This window comes from Lysobacter terrestris (assembly GCF_014489475.1).
GTDB classification, from domain to species: Bacteria; Pseudomonadota; Gammaproteobacteria; order Xanthomonadales; family Xanthomonadaceae; genus Agrilutibacter; species Agrilutibacter terrestris.
In genome coordinates this window covers 788,136-805,655 of the sequence record NZ_CP060820.1, presented here as the reverse complement: position 1 = coordinate 805,655, position 17,520 = coordinate 788,136, and the positions used below count along the sequence as shown (strand labels likewise).

Genomic DNA, 17,520 nt, shown 5'->3' with positions numbered 1-17,520 from the left:
GACCCGCCACCACATGCAGCACGCCGGCGACCTCATCGCCAGCGGCGGCGTCGGCGCGCGCGTGCACTTCGTCGGCATCGGCGGCGTGGGCATGAGCGGCATTGCCGAGGTGCTGTGCACGCTGGGCTACCAGGTGTCGGGCTCCGACATGGCCGACAACGCGGTCACGCGGCGGCTGGCGTCGCTGGGCATCAACGTGATGCGCGGCCACGCCGCGGCGAACGTGCTCGGCGTCGACTGCATCGTGGTGTCCTCGGCGATCAAGCGCGACAACCCGGAACTGATGGAAGCGCGCTCGCAGCGCATCCCGATCGTGCCGCGCGCGGAAATGCTGGCTGAGCTGATGCGCCTCAAGCGCGGCATCGCCATCGCCGGCACGCACGGCAAGACCACGACCACCTCGCTGCTGTCGAGCGTGCTGGGCGAGGGCGGCATCGATCCCACCTTCGTGATCGGCGGCAAGCTGCTCGCCGCCGGTGCCAACGCGCGCCTGGGCACCGGCGAGTGGCTGGTGGCCGAGGCCGACGAAAGCGACGGCAGCTTTCTGCGCCTGCACCCGCAGATCGCCATCGTCACCAACATCGATGCCGACCACCTGGAGAACTACGGCGGCGATTTCGCCAAGGTGAAGCAGGCGTTCGACGAATTCCTGCACCACTTGCCGTTCTACGGCCTGGCCGTGCTGTGCATCGACGATCCCGAGGTCGCCGCGCTCGCCGCCAACACCACGCGCCACGTGATGACCTACGGCTTCGCCGAGCACGCCGACGTGCGCGCCGAAGACGTAGTGCAGCACGGCCCGGCGATGCGCTACACCCTGTGCCTGCCCGACGGCTCGCGCACGCCGGTCGAGCTGGCGCTGCCCGGTCGCCACAACGTGCAGAACTCGCTGGCCGCCGCGGCCGTGGGCTGGCAGCTCGGCGTCGACGCCGATGCGATCGCGCGCGCGCTGCAGAAGTTCGCCGGCATCGGCCGCCGCTTCAACCTGCTCGCGCAGCCGACCACCGCCAAGGGCGCGACGGTGCAGCTGGTCGACGACTACGGCCACCATCCCAAGGAACTCGAAGCCGTGTTCGCGGCGGCGCGTGGCGGCTGGCCGGATCGCCGCCTGGTCGTCGCGTTCCAGCCGCACCGCTACAGCCGCACCCGCGACCTGTTCGATGAATTCGCCGCGGTGCTGTCCACCGTCGACACGCTGGTGCTCACCGAGGTGTACCCGGCCGGCGAAGCGCCGATCGCCGGCGCCGACGCGAAGTCGTTGGCGCGCGCGATCCGCACGCGCGGCCGCATCGATCCGATCGTGGTCAGCGGCGCGGGCGACCTCGCCACCGTGCTGCCGGACGTCCTCAACGATGGCGACCTGCTGCTGATGATGGGCGCGGGCGACATCGGCCATGCCGCGCAGCAGATCGCGGCGAACGGATTTGGAGAAACCAAGTGAGCATCCAGTTTGCCGCCCCGCGCGTGACCGATCCGGCCGTCTTCGGCCGCGTCGCCGTGCTGATGGGTGGAACCAGCGCCGAGCGCGAGGTGTCGCTCGATTCCGGCCGCAACGTGCTGGAGGCGCTGCGCGCCCGCGGCGTCGATGCCGACGCGGTCGACGGCATCCCGGCCCTGATCGAGGCGATCCGCCACGGCGGCGTTGACCGCGTCTTCAACATCCTCCACGGCAACAAAGGCGGTGGCGAAGACGGCGTGCTGCAGGGCCTGCTGGAAGCGCTGGGCGTGCCCTACACCGGCCCGGGCGTGCTCGGGTCCGCGCTGACCATGGACAAGATCCGCACCAAGCAGGTGTGGATCGCCGCGGGCCTGCCGACGCCGCGCTTCGCCCGCATCGCCAAGGGCGATGATCTGGCCGCGGCGGCGAAGGCACTCGGCTTCCCGGTGTTCGTGAAGCCGTCCAGCGAAGGCTCCAGCGTCGGCGTGTTCCGCGTCCTGCAGGAAGCCGACCTGGCGCCGGCCATCGCGTTCGCGCAGGGCTACGACGGCGAACTGCTGATGGAACAGATGGTGCAGGGCGACGAATACACCGTGGGCATCCTCGGCGAAACCGCGCTGCCGTCGATCCGCATCGTGCCGGCCGGCGAGTGGTACGACTACCACGCGAAGTACATCGCCGACGACACCCAATACCTGTGCCCCGGCATGGACGGCGACGCCGAAGACGAGATCCGTGGCGTCGCGCTCGCGGCGTTCAAGGCCGCCGGCTGCACCGGCTGGGGCCGCGTCGACGTGATGCGCGACCGCGTCCGTGGCCTGCAGCTGATCGAGGTCAACACCGCGCCGGGCATGACCAGCCATTCGCTGGTGCCCAAGGCCGCGGGCCACGTCGGCATCGGCTTCGAGGAGCTGTGCTGGCGCATCCTCGAACAGACCGTGCGCAGCCCGCTGTCCAACACCACGGAGGCCGCGCCGAAGTGAACGCGCTGCTGCGCATCGTCGGCTGGATCCTCGCGGTGGCACTGGTCGTGCTGCCGGTCGTGGCCGTGCTCAACGGCTGGGTCGGCGCGAACCACTGGCCGCTGACGCGCCTGCAGGCGACGGGTGAGTTCCATCGCGTCGACGGCGCGCTGCTGCGGCAGACGCTGATGCCGTATGCGCAGCGCGGGTTCTTCGCCGTCGATCTCGATGCGGCGCAGGACGCGGTGGCGAAGCTGCCGTGGGTGGAAACGGCCGAAGTGCGCAAGCGCTGGCCCGATGTGCTGGAAGTGCGCGTGGTCGAACACAAGCCGTTCGCGCGCTGGGGCGCCGACCGCCTGCTGTCCGAACACGGCCGCCTGTTCCCGGCCAAGGGCATCGCCGTGCCGAAGGACCTGCCGCAGTTCGCCGGCCCGGATGCGCGTACGCGCGAGGTGGTCGAGCTCTACAACGAATCGCGTGAGCTGTTCGCCAAGGTCGGCGTCGACGTGCGCGAGGTCACGATGGATCCGCGCGGCAGCTGGACGCTGGGCATGGGCAACGGCGCGGTCGTCGTCGTCGGCCGCACCGAGGCACGCGCGCGGCTGGGCCGCTTCGTGCGCCTGCTGCCGCAGCTGCTGACGCAGAACACGCAGCAGCTGGCACGGGCCGACCTGCGTTACACCAATGGGTTCGCGCTGACGTGGAAGCCGGTTCCGGCAACCACCGACGCCTTCAAGCTCCTTCCCCCGGTCGCGGGGCAAGGCGGTAGTTCGCAGCAGGGAAATACATGAATCGCAAGGGCGACAAATCGCTGATCGTGGGCCTCGACATCGGCACCTCCAAGGTGGTGGCGCTGGTGGGCGAGTATTCGCCCGGCGCCCCGATCGAGGTGATCGGCATCGGCTCGCACGAATCGCGCGGGCTCAAGCGCGGCGTCGTGGTCGACATCGAATCCACCGTGCAGTCGATCCAGCGCGCGGTCGAGGAAGCCGAGCTGATGGCCGGCTGCGAGATCCGTTCGGTCTACGCCTCGATCTCCGGCAGCCACATCCAGTGCCGCAACTCGCAGGGCATCGCGCCGATCCGCGACGGGGAAGTGACCTACGGCGACCTGGACCGCGTGCTCGAAGCGGCCAAGGCCGTGGCGATCCCCGCCGACCAGAAGATCCTGCATGCGATCCCGCGCGACTACGTGCTCGACGATTCGCAGGAAGGCATCCGCAATCCCGTCGGCATGACCGGCGTGCGCCTGGAAGTGCACGCGCACCTCGTGGTGTGCGCGCAGTCGGCGGCCGCGAACATCAGCAAGTGCGTGCAGCGCTGCGGCCTGCAGGTCGACGACCTGGTGCTCAGCGTGCTTGCTTCCAGCACCGCGGTGCTGACCAGCGACGAGCGCGAGCTCGGCGTGGTGCTGGTCGACATCGGCGCCGGTACCACCGACATCGCGGTGTTCGTGCAGGGCGCGATCGCGCACAGCGCCAGCCTGCCGATCGCCGGCGACAAGGTCACCGAGGACATCGCGCACATGCTGCGCACGCCGACGCCGGAAGCCGAGCAGATCAAGGTGCGCTACGCCTGCGCGCTGGCGCAGATGGCGACGGCGGAAGAATCGATCCAGGTGCCCAGCGTCGGCGATCGTCCGCCGCGGCGCATGCCGCGTGCCTCGCTCGCGCAGGCCGTGCAGGCGCGCTACGAGGAGATCTTCGAAATGATCCAGGCCGAGCTGCGTCGCAGCGGCTTCGAGCAGCATGTGCGTGCGGGCATGGTGCTCACCGGCGGCGCCGCGAAGATGGAAGGCGTGGTCGAGCTGGCCGAGGAAATGCTGCAGATGCCGGTGCGCGTGGGCATCCCGCAGCACGTCACCGGCCTGGGCGAAGTGGTCGGCAACCCGGTGCACGCCACCGGCGTCGGCCTGCTGCTTATGGGCAGCCAGATCGAGAACCCGCGCCGGCCGACGATCTCGACGGGACGCGCGGGCAGCCTCTTCAACCGATTGAAGAGCTGGTACCGCGGCGAATTCTGATTTGCACGCCGTCGCGAAGGCGCGGCGGCGTGGTGGCAGGCGGAAGGTGGATTGCGGTTCTTTGAAGACATCCCCGATCAATCACTAGCAACACATAAATAACTAGAGGACGAGGACATGGCACATTTCGAATTGATGGAAAAGATGGCGCCGAACGCGGTGATCAAGGTCGTCGGCGTGGGCGGCGGCGGCGGCAACGCCGTGGCGCACATGGTCAGCGGCAGCGTCGACGGCGTGGAGTTCATCACCGCCAACACCGATGCGCAGGCGATCAAGAACTGCGGCGCGAAGCTGCAGCTGCAGCTCGGCAGCAACGTCACCAAGGGCCTGGGTGCGGGCGCGAATCCGGAAGTCGGCCGCCAAGCCGCGCTGGAAGACCGCGAACGCATCATGGACGCGCTGACCGGCGCCGACATGGTCTTCATCACCGCCGGCATGGGCGGCGGCACGGGCACCGGCGCCGCGCCGGTCGTGGCGCAGTTGGCCAAGGAGATGGGCATCCTGACCGTCGCCGTGGTCACCAAGCCGTTCCCGTTCGAAGGCCGCCGCCGCATGCAGGTCGCGCTCAAGGGCATCGAGGAGCTGTCGCACCACTGCGACTCGCTGATCACGATCCCGAACGAGAAGCTGATCACCGTGCTCGGCCGCAACGCCACCATGATCCAGGCGTTCCGCGCCGCCAACGACGTGCTGCTCGGCGCGGTGCAGGGCATCGCCGACCTGATCGTGCGTCCGGGCCTGATCAACGTCGACTTCGCCGACGTGCGCACCGTCATGTCCGAAATGGGCCTGGCGATGATGGGCACCGGCGCCGCACGCGGCGACGATCGCGCGCAGGCCGCGGCCGAAGCGGCGATCCAGAATCCGCTGCTCGACGACGTCAACCTGTCCGGCGCCAACGGCATCCTGGTCAACATCACCGCCGGTCCCGACTTCACCATGGCCGAGTTCGACGAGGTGGGCCGCACCATCGAGAACTTCGCCTCGGAAGACGCGACCGTGGTCATCGGTACCGTGCTCGATCCGGACATGCAGGACGAGGTCAAGGTCACCGTGGTCGCCACCGGCCTCAACCGCGCCGTCGCCCGCCAGCCGATCCGCACCGGCATGGACCGCGCCAGCTTCGACGAACAGCCCGCGCGCCGTCCGCAGGTCGAGCTGGTGCGCACCCAGGTCAAGCGCGATGGCACGACCGGCCTGCCGATCGATGCCGTGGCCGACGGTGGCTTCCAGGCCGGCCCGCCGTCGTTCGCGGGCAGCCTGCGCGGCGGCAGCCGCGTGAGCGAGTCGAGCCCGGCGGTCGCCGATTTCGGCGGCAGCGACAGCTACCTCGACATCCCGGCCTTCCTGCGCCGCCAGGCGGACTGAGGCAGGGCGGGCCCCGGCCCGCCATGCCTCGTTGCCAGCACCACGGCGGGCCTGCGCCTGCCGCACGATCCGGCCGGACTCGTCCCCGGCCGGTCGGACCCTTGGGACTCCGGGCTGCCTGCGCCCGGGGATCTTTCGCCGGTCGGCTGCGGCCGACCGGTTTTTTCAGAACCGGTTTTTCAGGCACCAGTTCCAAGCCCGGACCCCCGTTTTTCGCGGGTTCCGGAAAACGTGACCACCGCCGGGAAAGTCGTTTCAGGGGAACGCTCTTTTCCGTTAAGGTTCAGCGATCTGCGTGTTAACCTTGCGCCCCCGTTGCGGAACCTCCTGCGTCCGTAGCGTTCCGACAAGAAAAGTCCCGATCCCCCGATCCAAGGGCTGATACCGACCCCATGCTCCGCCAGCGCACCCTCAAGAACGTGATCCGCGCCACCGGCGTGGGCCTGCACAGTGGTGAGAAGGTTTTCCTCACCCTGCGTCCGGCTCCCGTGGACGCCGGCATCGTGTTCCGCCGGATCGACCTCGACCCCGTGGTCGAGATCCCCGCGCGTGCGGACCTCGTCACCGAGACCGTGCTGTGCACGGGCCTGAGCTGCGGCCCCGGCAAGGTCATGACGGTCGAGCACCTGCTGTCGGCGCTGGCCGGCCTGGGCATCGACAACTGCTACATCGACCTGTCCGCGCCGGAAGTCCCGATCATGGACGGCTCGGCCGGCCCGTTCGTGTTCCTGCTGCAGTCGGCAGGGATCAAGGAACAGGAAGCGCCCAAGCGCTTCATGCGCATCAAGCACCCGGTCGAAGTCCGCGACGGCGACAAGGTCGCCCGTTTCGAGCCGCACGACGGCTTCCGCATCGGCTTCACCGTGGTGTTCGACCATCCGGCCATCCCGGCCTCGCAGTCGCGCGCCGAGGTGGAGTTCTCCACCGCTTCCTACGTCAAGGAAGTCAGCCGCGCCCGCACCTTCGGCTTCATGCGCGACCTCGAATACATGCGCGAACGCAACCTCGGCCTGGGCGGCTCGATGGACAATGCGATCGTGCTGGACGAATTCCGCGTCCTCAACGACGACGGCCTGCGCTACGGCGACGAGTTCGTCCGCCACAAGATCCTCGATGCGGTCGGCGACCTGTACCTGGCCGGCCGGCCGATCATCGGTGCCTACGAAGGCTTCAAGTCCGGCCACGCCCTCAACAACAAGCTGGTCCGCGCCCTGCTGGCCGAGCGTTCGGCCTGGGAAGAAGTGACCTTCGTCGACGAGAGCCAGCCGGCGCCGGTCGCTTACGGCTCGCCGCTGACCGTCTGAGCTTTGCCGGGCTGACGGTGGCCCAGGCCGCCGGCCATCTACTCTTGCCGCGCCGGAATGGTTGCGCGGCGCAGCATGCCGGGGCGATCGCCTCGCGAAATTCGGGGTCTGCGACGCGCCCTGCGCCGTAGGGGTATTCCCTCAGCGCGACCGGGGTCACAAAGGTAAACGCAGAGGTTCCGTTTAACGGAACCCTAACGCCATTCTGCCAACTCGCTTCCCGATTCTTAACAAAATCAGGGGATTAGGCCGTTAGCATGCGCCGGTCCGAAGATTTGGCCGGTCCCACGAAAAACGGGGAATGGCCGGAAATCCGGTCACGAGGCGTCATCGGAGCCCGGAGGTTCGGGCTGTTGAAGGGACGCCAGGGCGGCTTGCAGGTCATCGCGGGCCGCCTTCGACATCGGTCGGGAACGGATGCTCGCCTGGGGTGGCGAAGCCGCACCGGCCGACGGACTCAGGGTCGTCTTGACCACGAGTTCGGTCGCTTCAAGTCCGATGGATTGGGCTGCGTCGAGAAGTTCGGGGGCAGCGAGCCGCAGTTTGGCCCGCCACACCGGAGCATCCACGACGAACACGAGCCTGCCGCGCTCGAAGTTGGCCAGCCGCGCATGCGGCGCCAGCATCGGTGGCAGGAGGGGACGCAACTGACGGTCCAACCCGTCGAGCCAGAGGGCTCTTCGGATCGGGTCGCCAGCCGGCTCCGCCAGCAGCGCATCGAGCGCGGGCTGCGGACCGGAAGGGCGACGCGGAACGGAAGGTTTGGACACGTCAAGAACCGAATCGTAGAGAATGACCCACCCGCTCATCGTAAACAAATTCCGCAAGAAGCCCCTCGCACGCTTCGTCGATTCGATCAGCAGCCTCGGCGGTCGCCGCCCGGCGATGGTCGTCGGCGCGCTGCTCGGCGTGGGCTTTCTTGCCGGCGGTGCCGCCGGCCTGATCGGGACCGCAGGCCTGCGCCTGCAGCTCGGCAACCAGGAGGCGCAGCTCGCCGCGGCGCACCGCGAATCGCAGCGCGAGATCAACGCCCTGGCTGCGCGCCTGGGCGAACTGCAGGCCGAAGCCAACCGCCTCAACGCCCTCGGCGAGCGCCTGACGCGCATCGGCCAGCTGCAGGACGGCGAGTTCAACTTCGACAAGCCGGTCGGCGTCGGTGGTACCGGTCCGGTTCGCGACATCTCTACCCCGGAGTTGCGCGAAGGCCTGGACACGCTCAACCGCCAGTTCGCCTACAGCGGCGAACAGCTGTCGGTGCTGGAGTCGATGCTGTTCAATCGCCAGCTCGACATGAACTCGGTGCCCTCGCGCGAACCGATCGCCAACAGCTACATCACCTCGAGCTTCGGTCGCCGCGTCGATCCGATCGTCGGCGGCAGCCAGTTCCACAAGGGCATCGATTTCGAAGCCGACGTCGGCGATCCGGTGCTGGCCGTGGCCGACGGCGTGGTCAGCTATTCGGGCGTGCGTTCGGGTTACGGCAACGTGGTCGAAGTCGATCACGGCAACGGCTACGTCACGCGCTACGCGCACAACTCGCGCCTGGAACGCCACGTCGGCGAACTGGTCCGCGCGGGCCAGGAAGTCGCCAAGGCCGGTTCCACCGGTCGCTCCACCGGCGCCCACGTGCACCTGGAAGTGTGGAAGGACGGCCAGGTGGTCAACCCGCGCAACTTCCTGAGCCAGCAGTCCCCGCTCGCCAAGGGGTGAGGTGAATGCCCGGCACGCTGCGCCGGGCCGGCAGCTGATCCAGCGGAACGGCGCGCTTTCTGGCGCGCCGTTTTCTTTTGCGGCCCGTTCAATTTGGTGACGGCCGTACCCTTGCAACCGGCGGGGGCCGTCACCAGCTACAATCGACGTGCCAGAAAAGGGCGCCCGGCGCCCTTTTTCCTTTTGCGGGAACGAATGGCGCCACGGCGCATCGAAACCCGACCCAAGAACTCCCGCTCTCAAACGAAATTCTTTCGGCCCAACCATGCTCAACAGCCTGCTTACCCGCGTCTTCGGTAGCCGCAACGAACGCCTGCTCCGCCAGCTGCAACGCTCGGTCAACAAGATCAACGCCCTCGAAGCGGAGATGCAGAAGCTGTCCGACGCCGAACTGCAGGCAAAGACGCCCGAATTCCAGCAGCGCATCCAGGACGGCGAATCGCTCGACAAGATCCTGCCGGAAGCGTTCGCGGTCTGCCGTGAAGCCGCCAAGCGCGTGCTCGGCATGCGCCACTACGACGTACAGCTGATCGGCGGCATGGTGCTGCACCTGGGCAAGATCGCCGAGATGCGCACCGGCGAAGGCAAGACGCTGGTGGCGACGTTGCCGACCTATCTCAACGCGCTGGAAGGCAAGGGCGTCCACGTCGTCACCGTGAACGACTACCTGGCCCGCCGCGACTCGGCCTGGATGGGCCGGCTGTACAACTGGCTTGGCCTGAGCGTCGGCGTCGTCTACCCGGGCATGCCGCACGCGGACAAGCACGATGCCTACGCCGCCGACATCACCTACGGCACCAACAACGAGTTCGGCTTCGACTACCTGCGCGACAACATGGCGCTGTCGAAGGACGACCGCTTCCAGCGTGGCCTGCACTACGCGATCGTCGACGAAGTCGACTCGATCCTGATCGACGAGGCACGCACCCCGCTGATCATTTCCGGCCCGGCCGACGAATCGCCGGAGCTGTACATCAAGGTCAACCGCATCGTCCCGTCGCTGACCAAGCAGGCGACCGAGGAAGGCGAGGGCGACTACTGGGTCGACGAGAAGGGCAAGCAGGTGCACCTGTCCGAAGCCGGCCAGGAGCATGCGGAAGAGCTGCTGCGCAAGGCCGGCATCCTGCAGGGCGAGGACGACAGCCTGTACGGCGCGCAGAACCTCAGCGTCGTGCACCACCTCAATGCCGCGATGCGCGCGCACGCGATCTACCAGCGCGACGTCGACTACATCGTGCGCGATGGCGAGGTGATCATCGTCGACGAATTCACCGGCCGCACGCTTGCCGGTCGCCGCTGGTCCGACGGCCTGCACCAGGCCGTGGAAGCGAAGGAAGGCGTGCCGGTGCAGCGCGAGAACCAGACGCTCGCATCGATCACCTTCCAGAACCTGTTCCGCATGTACAAGAAGCTGTCCGGCATGACCGGTACGGCCGACACCGAAGCCTACGAATTCCAGAGCATCTACAACCTGGAAGTCATCGTGATCCCGACCCATCGTCCGATGGTCCGCAAGGATCATCCGGATGCGGTGTTCCTCAACCGCAACGGCAAGTACCGCGCGGTGCTCAACGAGATCCGCGAGGCGAACAAGCGCAGCCAGCCGGTGCTGGTCGGTACCACGTCGATCGAAGTGTCGGAAATGCTGAGCGACCAGCTCAAGGCCGCCGGCGTCACCCACGAAGTGCTCAATGCCAAGCAGCACGAGCGCGAGGCGCACATCGTCGCCCAGGCCGGCCGTCCGGGCGCGGTGACCATCGCCACCAACATGGCCGGTCGCGGTACCGACATCGTGCTGGGCGGTTCGCTCGAGGCGGAAATCGCCGATGCCGAGGCCGCCAACGGCGGCGAGATCGACGAAGTCACCAGGCAGCGCCTCAAGTCCGAATGGCAGGCGCGCCACGACGCGGTCAAGGCCGCCGGTGGCCTGCACATCGTCGGCACCGAACGCCACGAATCGCGCCGCATCGACAACCAGCTGCGTGGCCGTTCCGGCCGCCAGGGCGACCCGGGTTCCTCGCGTTTCTACCTGTCGCTCGAAGACAACCTGATGCGCATCTTCGCGGCCGACTGGGTGCAGAAGGCGATGGCGCGCATGGGCCTGAAGGAAGACGACGTCATCGAGAGTGGCCTCGTCACCAAGCAGATCGCGGGCGCGCAGCGCAAGGTCGAGGCCCACAACTTCGACATCCGCAAGAACCTGCTCGACTTCGACGACGTCAACAACGACCAGCGCAAGGTGATCTACGGCCAGCGCGACGAGTTGCTCGAAGCCGAGAGCGTGCAGGACAACATCGAAGGCATCCGCGAAGACGTCGTCAGCGAGATCGTCGGCCGCTTCGTGCCTGCCGAATCCATCGACGAGCAGTGGGACCTGCCGGGCCTGCAGTCGACCGTCGAGCAGGAGTTCGGCCTGCAGCTGCCGCTGGTGGAGGAAATCAGCGCCGCCAAGGAAATCGACGCGGAAACCATCGCGCGGCGCGTGCAGGACGCGGTCGGCAAGCACTTCACCGATCGCGAGCAGCAGCTGGGTCCGGAGACCATGCGTCTGCTCGAGAAGCACATCATGCTCAACGTGCTCGACCAGAACTGGAAGGAGCACCTCGCGCGCATGGACTACCTGCGTCAGGGCATCCACCTGCGCGGCTACGCGCAGAAGCAGCCCAAGCAGGAGTACAAGAAGGAAGCGTTCGAGCTGTTCAGCGACATGCTGGAGAAGGTCAAGCGCGAAGTCGTCACCCTGTTGGCGCGCGTGCGCATCCGCAGCGAGGAAGAAATCGCGCAGATGGAAGCGCAGGAACGTGCCGCCGCCGAGGCGCAGGCGCGGCAGATGCAGTTCCAGCATGCCGATGCGGGCGGTTTCGGCGCCGACGAGGAAGCCGCGCAGGCCCAGGCCGCCACGGCCAATGCCGCGTTCGCCAACATCGGTCGCAACGATCCATGCCCGTGCGGCAGCGGCAAGAAGTACAAGCATTGCCACGGCCAGCTGGCCTGATTTCGGGAGCTGCGCAGAATTCCTTCTCCCCGCTTGCGGGGAGAAGGTGCCCGAAGGGCGGATGAGGGGCGAAGGCGCGTCGCACCACCAATGTCCAGCGTTCCAAACAACCCCATCCCGCCATCCGATTCGGTTGAGGCCCAACGCGAAGCCAGCTCGTATTCGCGCATGATCGAAGTCGTCGCCGGCGTGATCCGCGACCACCGCGGCCGCATCCTCTTGGCCCGCCGCACCGAGGGTCGCGACCTCGCCGGCCTGTGGGAATTCCCGGGCGGCAAGCACGAGCCGGGCGAAACCGCGCAAGCCGCGCTGAAACGCGAGCTCCACGAGGAACTGGGCATCGACGTCGACGTCGGTGCGCCGCTCATCCGCGTGCCGCAGGCCTATCCGCACAAGCGGCTCTGCCTCGACGTCCATGCCATCCAGGCCTGGCGCGGCAACGCCCGCGGCCTCGAAGGGCAGGCGCTGGCCTGGGTGCCACCGCACAAGCTGGCCGATTACCCGATGCCACCGGCCGATATCCCGGTGGTGGCGGCGTTGACACAGCCGGACCGCTACCTGGTCACCCCGATGCCCAGCGACGACGACGACCGCTGGCTCGCGGCGCTCGAGCAGGCGCTGGCGAACGGGATCCGCCGCGTGCAGTTGCGCGCCCCCGGCTGCGAGGCGGCACGCTGGCAACGGCTGGCGGCCGAAGCCGTCGCGCGCTGCCGCGCCGCCGGTGCGGAAGTCCTGGTCAACGCCGACCTCGAACTCGCGCAACGCCTCGGCGCAGGCCTGCACCTGCGCGCGACGCAACTGGGCGAGTTCCGGGAGCGTCCGCTTCCCGTGGACGTGGCCGTCGCCGCGTCCTGCCACACGCTCGAGGAATTGCGCGCCGCGCAGGCGCTGGGCTGCGACTTCGCGCTCGTCGGTGCGATCCGGTCGACCGCGACGCATCCGGGGGCCGAACCGATCGGCTGGGAGCGTTTCGCCGCATTACGCGAGCAGGTCTCGCTGCCGATCTACGCCATTGGCGGGCTGTCGGCAGACGATATCGGCGAAGCGCGGGCGCACGGTGCGCAGGGGATCGCCGCGATCCGGAGCCTGTGGCCGGCGGGGTAGGCGTCTCAGCGCAGTGGCTGCGAAGCCAGTGCGCGGTACCGGCGGTCCAGGGCCGCCACCTGCTCGTCCAGCGCATCGAGCGCGCCGTCGTTGACGATCACATCGTCGGCGCACGCGAGCCGCTGCGAGCGCGATGCCTGCGCGGCGATCATGCGCTCGGCCAACGCTGCATCGATCCCGTCGCGCTGCATCAGCCGCATGCGCTGCACTTCGACGGCTGCATCGATCACCAGGATGCGCTGCAGCCAGGGGTAGGCATCACGCCCGCCGCCTTCGGCCAGCAACGGAATGGCTGCGATCGCGTATGGGCCGGCAGCGGCTTCGCATTCGCGGCGCAGCTGCGCGCGTACCAGCGGATGGACGATCGACTCCAGGCGCCGACGCGCCGGTTCGTCGCCAAAGATGCGCTGCCGCATCGCCGCACGGTCCAAGCTGCCGTCGGCCGTCAGCACCGCTGGACCGAACGCTGCCACGACTTCGGCCAATCCGGGGGTACCCGGTGCAACGACGGCGCGCGCGGCGAGATCCGCATCGGCCACGACGATGCCCCTGGTTTCGAAGCGGCGCGTCACCTCGCTCTTGCCCGAAGCGACGCCGCCGGTGACACCAATGATGTAGTCGCTCATGCCCGGAGCCCGCCGCGGAGCCTGTGCCTGATCTAGGGTGCGAGACCCGCGAAGCGCAGGTAGGCATCGATCATCGGCTGGCCCCAGAAGAACACGATCCAGCCCGCGATCGCGAGGTAGGGGCCGAACGGAATCGGCACCGAGCGGTCGCGGCCCTTGAGCGCCAGCCAGATCGAACCGATCACCGCGCCGACCACCGAGGAGATGAGGATCGTCGGCAGCACGCCCTTCAGCCCGGTCCAGGCGCCGATGGCCGCCAGCAGCTTGAAGTCGCCATGGCCCATGCCTTCCTTGCCGGTGAGCTGCTTGAACAGCCACCACACCGACCAGAGGCTGACGTAGCCCGCCACCGCGCCAAGCAGGGCGGGCTTCACCGGCATGTACAGGTTGTCGGCGGCCGCGATCAGGCCCAGCCACATCAGCGGCAACGTCAGGCTGTCGGGCAGCAACTGCGTGCGCAGGTCGATGCCGGACATCGAGATGAGGAAGCCGCTGAAGACGATGGCCCCGAAGCCCTGCCAGCCGAAGCCGAAGCGCCACACCGCCGCCACGAACAGCAACATGGTGAGCAATTCGACCAGCGGATACTGGATCGAGATCGGCGCCTTGCAGTTGCGGCACTTGCCGCTCAGCGCCAGCCAGCTGAACACCGGGATGTTCTCGTACCAGCTCAGCTGGTGCTTGCAGTGCGGGCAGTGCGAGCGCTCGACGACGATGCCCGGCGGCGGCGGGTCGTAGACCTCCGGCTGCTCGAGCACGTCGCGCGCATCGCGCTTCCACTCCCACTCCAGCCGCTTGGGCAGGCGCAGGATCACCACGTTGAGGAAGCTGCCCACCAGCAGCCCGAAGCCCGCCACCAGCGGATAGCCGATGGCGGGGTTCTGGTCGAGGAATGCCATTGATCAGTAAGTCGTCAGGATCAACCGACCGTCATGGCCAGCTTGAAGATCGGGAGGTACATGGCGATGACGATCGCACCGACCATGGTGCCGATGACCACCATGACCAATGGCTCGATCAGGCTCGATAGTGCATCGACTGCATTGTTCACTTCCTGCTCGTAGAACTCGGCGACCTTGAAGAGCATGGTGTCGAGCGCGCCGGCTTCTTCGCCGATGGCGGTCATCTGGACCACCATGTGCGGGAACAGGTTGACCTGTTTCATGGCCACGTTGACCGGATAACCGACGGCCACGTCATTCTTCATGCGGTGTACGGCCTGTTCGTAAACTTGGTTGCCCGTAGCGCCGGCAACGGTGTCCAAGGCTTCTACGAGTGGTACGCCAGCTGCGAACGTTACCGCCAAGGTGCGTGAGAATCGAGCGATTGAAGCGTTGTGAAGCACCTGGCCGACAATCGGCAGCTTGAGCATCATCCGGTCGACGAAATGCGCCAACGCGGGCGACCGCTTCATGGCGAAGATGAAGCCGCCAATCGCCGCAGCAGCGAACAACGCAAACGCCCACCACCATCGCACCATGAAGGCTGATAGGCCGAAGACAAGCTCAGTGAACGCCGGTAGGTCTGCGCCATAATTCTGAAAGGCTTCGCGGAACTGCGGTACGACAAATACCAGCAGGATGCCGCAGACCAGAATGGCCACGGCGATAATCGTGGCAGGGTAGAACAGCGCTTTCTTGATCTTACCCTTCAGCGACTCGATGTTTTCCTTGTAGGTGGCAATCGTGTCCAACACCGTTTCCAACACGCCTGCGGATTCACCAGCCTTGACCAGGTTCCGGTATAGCTCGTCGAACTGCACCGGGTGCTTGCTCATCGCCTCGTAGATGGATGAGCCACTGCCGATATCGGCGTGCAGGGTCTCGACCAGATCCTTCATCTTCTGGTTCTTCTGGCCGTTGGCGATGATCTCCAGCGAGTTCACGATCGGCACGCCGGATTTCATCATCGTCGCCAGCTGGCGGCTGAAGATGGCAATGTCCTTGGGCTTGATCGAACCGCCGCCGGCACCAAACAGTGGCTTGGGTTTGACCTTGACTACGTCCGGGGTGATTCCTTGGCGACGCAGTTCCGCGCGCACCATGTTGGCGCTCTTGGCGGACTGCTCCCCCTTCATGGTAACTCCGCGTCGGTCCTTGCCTTCCCAGACAAACAGGGTGAGGGGGTTCGGGCGGTTGGGTTTGGTGGCGGTCTTGGCTGCGGACACGATGTAGTCCCCGGGTTGTCTTCTGTTACGGCAACGGCGTTAGCGGATCAAGGCCACCATTGGCCGTCAATCCTTGGTGACACGATTGATTTCGGCAAGGCTGGTGACACCGTTCTTGACCTTCAGCAGCGCCGACTGGCGGAGGTCGCGCACCCCCGACTTCTGCGCGGCTTCCGCGATCTTCATGGCGTTGCCGCCTTCGAGCACGATGGCCTGGATTTCTTCTGACATCGGCATGACCTGGTAAATGCCGGTGCGCCCCTTGTAGCCCTCGGTGCAATCCGGGCAACCCACGGCTTCGTAGATCTTCATGCCGCCGGCGATTTCCTCGTGGGTGAAGCCCTCGGCCAGCAGCGCATGCTCGGGGATGCTCATCTCGCGCTTGCAGTCGTGCAAGCGCCGCGCAAGGCGCTGGGCGATGACCAAAGTAACCGATGAGGTGATGTTGAACGGCGCCACGCCCATGTTCATCAGGCGAGCGATGGTCTGGGGCGCGTCGTTGGTATGCAGTGTGGAAAGCACCATGTGGCCGGTCTGCGCCGCCTTCACCGCGATCTCGGCAGTCTCCAGGTCGCGGATTTCGCCGACCATGATCACGTCCGGGTCCTGGCGAAGGAAGCTGCGCAGCGCGGCCGCGAAGGTCATGCCGCGCTTCACATTCATCTGCACCTGGTTGATGCCGGGTACGCGGATTTCCACCGGGTCCTCGACGGTGGAGATGTTGCGCTCCTCGTTATTGAGGATGTTGAGTGCGGTGTACAGCGATACGGTCTTGCCCGAACCGGTGGGGCCGGTGACCAGCACCATGCCGTAGGGCTTGACGGCGGCGTCGACGAACAGCTTCTGCTGGTCGGCTTCGTAACCGAGCTTTTCGATGCCCAGCTTGGCCGCGCCGCCGTCGAGGATACGCAGCACGACCTTCTCGCCGAACAGCGTGGGCAGGGTGCTGACGCGGAAGTCCACCTGCTTGGTCTTGGACAGGTTGAGCTTGATGCGCCCGTCCTGGGGCACCCGCTTTTCGGCGATATCCAACTGGGCCATGACTTTCAGGCGCGCGGCGATGCGCGCCTGCAACTTCACCGGAACCTTGGCCACCTGCTTCAGGATGCCGTCGATGCGCAGGCGCACCCGGTAATCGGTCTCGTACGGTTCGAAGTGGATGTCCGACGCGCCCTTGCGGATGGCGTCCACCAGTACTTTGTTGATGAACTTGACCACGGGCGTGTCGTCGCCCTTGGCATCGACGCCAGAGTCGCCGGCGGCCGCCAAGTCGTCGTCGCCGCCCGAGGTGGAAAGGTTCTCCATCCCCTCGTCGTCGCCCATCGAGTCGTTGAGCGCGTCCGCGGTCGCAAGCCACTGCTCTATGGTCCGGTGGATCTTGTCTTCATCGACAAGGATGGCTTCAACCACCAGGTTGCTCTGGAACTTGATCTCGTCCAGCGCGACGGTGTTGGTCGGGTCCGAGATGCCGACGAACAGGCGGTTACCCCGCTTGAACATCGGGAGCACGTTGTGCTTCCGGACAAGTTCCTCGCTGACCAACTTGATCGCGGTCTGCGACGGGTCTAGGACCGCGACGTCGAAGAGGGGGACGCCGAACTCGATCGAGTTGGCCGCGGCGAGTTGGGCTTGGGTGACCAGGCGCTTCTCGACCAGGTAAGTCGACATCGGCTTGCGTTCGGCCGTTGCCGCAGTCATCGCATCGCGTGCGGGCTGTTCCTCAAGGGCTCCATCCAGAACGAGGCGACGGGCAATGCCGGTAATTCCCACCAGGTTGGCGGTCATGATTCAAGCCCCTCAGGCATTTCCCCGTCCCGACTTTA

14 protein-coding genes are annotated in these 17,520 nt (G+C 66.8%); 9 read left to right on the top strand and 5 right to left on the bottom strand.

Annotated elements, in window-relative coordinates; genetic code table 11:
• Positions 1-13 precede the first annotated feature (13 nt).
• The 6 genes from murC (at position 14) to lpxC (ending at position 7,095) form a co-directional block, all read left to right on the top strand.
• A complete protein-coding gene (murC, locus tag H8B22_RS03755) occupies positions 14-1,441 on the top strand; it encodes a UDP-N-acetylmuramate--L-alanine ligase (RefSeq protein ID WP_187713517.1) in 1,428 nt (475 codons plus the stop codon).
• Positions 1,438-2,421 carry a D-alanine--D-alanine ligase gene (locus H8B22_RS03750; protein WP_225876271.1) on the top strand — a complete coding sequence of 328 codons (984 nt, stop codon included), beginning with the start codon at positions 1,438-1,440 and terminating at the stop codon, positions 2,419-2,421. The genes murC and H8B22_RS03750 overlap by 4 nt, the downstream gene beginning before the upstream one ends.
• Positions 2,418-3,191 carry a cell division protein FtsQ/DivIB gene (locus H8B22_RS03745; RefSeq protein WP_187712783.1) on the top strand — a complete coding sequence of 258 codons (774 nt, stop codon included), beginning with the start codon at positions 2,418-2,420 and terminating at the stop codon, positions 3,189-3,191. The genes H8B22_RS03750 and H8B22_RS03745 overlap by 4 nt, the downstream gene beginning before the upstream one ends.
• Positions 3,188-4,423, top strand: coding sequence for a cell division protein FtsA (gene ftsA, locus H8B22_RS03740; protein WP_187712782.1), 1,236 nt, complete (start codon positions 3,188-3,190; stop codon positions 4,421-4,423). Before H8B22_RS03745 ends, ftsA begins: the two co-directional genes overlap by 4 nt.
• A gap of 117 nt (positions 4,424-4,540) precedes the next feature.
• Positions 4,541-5,791 (top strand): cell division protein FtsZ, encoded by a 1,251-nt coding sequence (ftsZ, locus tag H8B22_RS03735; protein ID WP_187712781.1) that lies wholly within the window; start codon positions 4,541-4,543, stop codon positions 5,789-5,791.
• Positions 5,792-6,183: 392 nt separating this feature from the next.
• Positions 6,184-7,095 carry a UDP-3-O-acyl-N-acetylglucosamine deacetylase gene (lpxC, locus tag H8B22_RS03730; protein ID WP_187712780.1) on the top strand — a complete coding sequence of 304 codons (912 nt, stop codon included), beginning with the start codon at positions 6,184-6,186 and terminating at the stop codon, positions 7,093-7,095.
• A gap of 317 nt (positions 7,096-7,412) precedes the next feature.
• On the opposite strand, the gene H8B22_RS03725 is transcribed toward lpxC, so the two are convergent.
• On the bottom strand, positions 7,413-7,904 hold the full coding sequence (locus H8B22_RS03725) for a DUF721 domain-containing protein (RefSeq protein ID WP_187712779.1): 492 nt from the start codon (positions 7,902-7,904) through the stop codon (positions 7,413-7,415).
• Between H8B22_RS03725 and H8B22_RS03720 the strand changes: the two genes are divergently transcribed.
• The 3 genes from H8B22_RS03720 to H8B22_RS03710 all read left to right on the top strand — a co-directional run bounded on the left by H8B22_RS03720 (position 7,888) and on the right by H8B22_RS03710 (position 12,904).
• On the top strand, positions 7,888-8,805 hold the full coding sequence (locus H8B22_RS03720; protein WP_187712778.1) for a M23 family metallopeptidase: 918 nt from the start codon (positions 7,888-7,890) through the stop codon (positions 8,803-8,805). The genes H8B22_RS03725 and H8B22_RS03720 overlap by 17 nt on opposite strands.
• Before the next feature lie 265 nt (positions 8,806-9,070).
• Positions 9,071-11,800, top strand: a complete 2,730-nt coding sequence (secA, locus tag H8B22_RS03715; protein ID WP_187712777.1) for a preprotein translocase subunit SecA — start codon at positions 9,071-9,073, stop codon at positions 11,798-11,800.
• Between the two features lie 168 nt (positions 11,801-11,968).
• Positions 11,969-12,904: a Nudix family hydrolase gene (locus H8B22_RS03710; protein WP_225876270.1), complete on the top strand. Its 936-nt coding sequence runs from the start codon at positions 11,969-11,971 to the stop codon at positions 12,902-12,904.
• A 5-nt stretch (positions 12,905-12,909) separates the two neighbouring features.
• Here H8B22_RS03710 and coaE read toward each other — a convergent pair whose 3' ends face one another.
• The 4 genes from coaE to pilB all read right to left on the bottom strand — a co-directional run bounded on the left by coaE (position 12,910) and on the right by pilB (position 17,482).
• Positions 12,910-13,530, bottom strand: coding sequence for a dephospho-CoA kinase (gene coaE, locus H8B22_RS03705; protein WP_187712775.1), 621 nt, complete (start codon positions 13,528-13,530; stop codon positions 12,910-12,912).
• Positions 13,531-13,562: 32 nt separating this feature from the next.
• Positions 13,563-14,429: a prepilin peptidase gene (locus H8B22_RS03700; RefSeq protein WP_187712774.1), complete on the bottom strand. Its 867-nt coding sequence runs from the start codon at positions 14,427-14,429 to the stop codon at positions 13,563-13,565.
• Positions 14,430-14,449: 20 nt separating this feature from the next.
• Complete coding sequence (locus tag H8B22_RS03695) at positions 14,450-15,697, bottom strand: type II secretion system F family protein (protein ID WP_187712773.1); 1,248 nt, start codon at positions 15,695-15,697, stop codon at positions 14,450-14,452.
• A 66-nt stretch (positions 15,698-15,763) separates the two neighbouring features.
• A complete protein-coding gene (pilB, locus tag H8B22_RS03690; RefSeq protein ID WP_187712772.1) occupies positions 15,764-17,482 on the bottom strand; it encodes a type IV-A pilus assembly ATPase PilB in 1,719 nt (572 codons plus the stop codon).
• Positions 17,483-17,520: the final 38 nt, after the last annotated feature.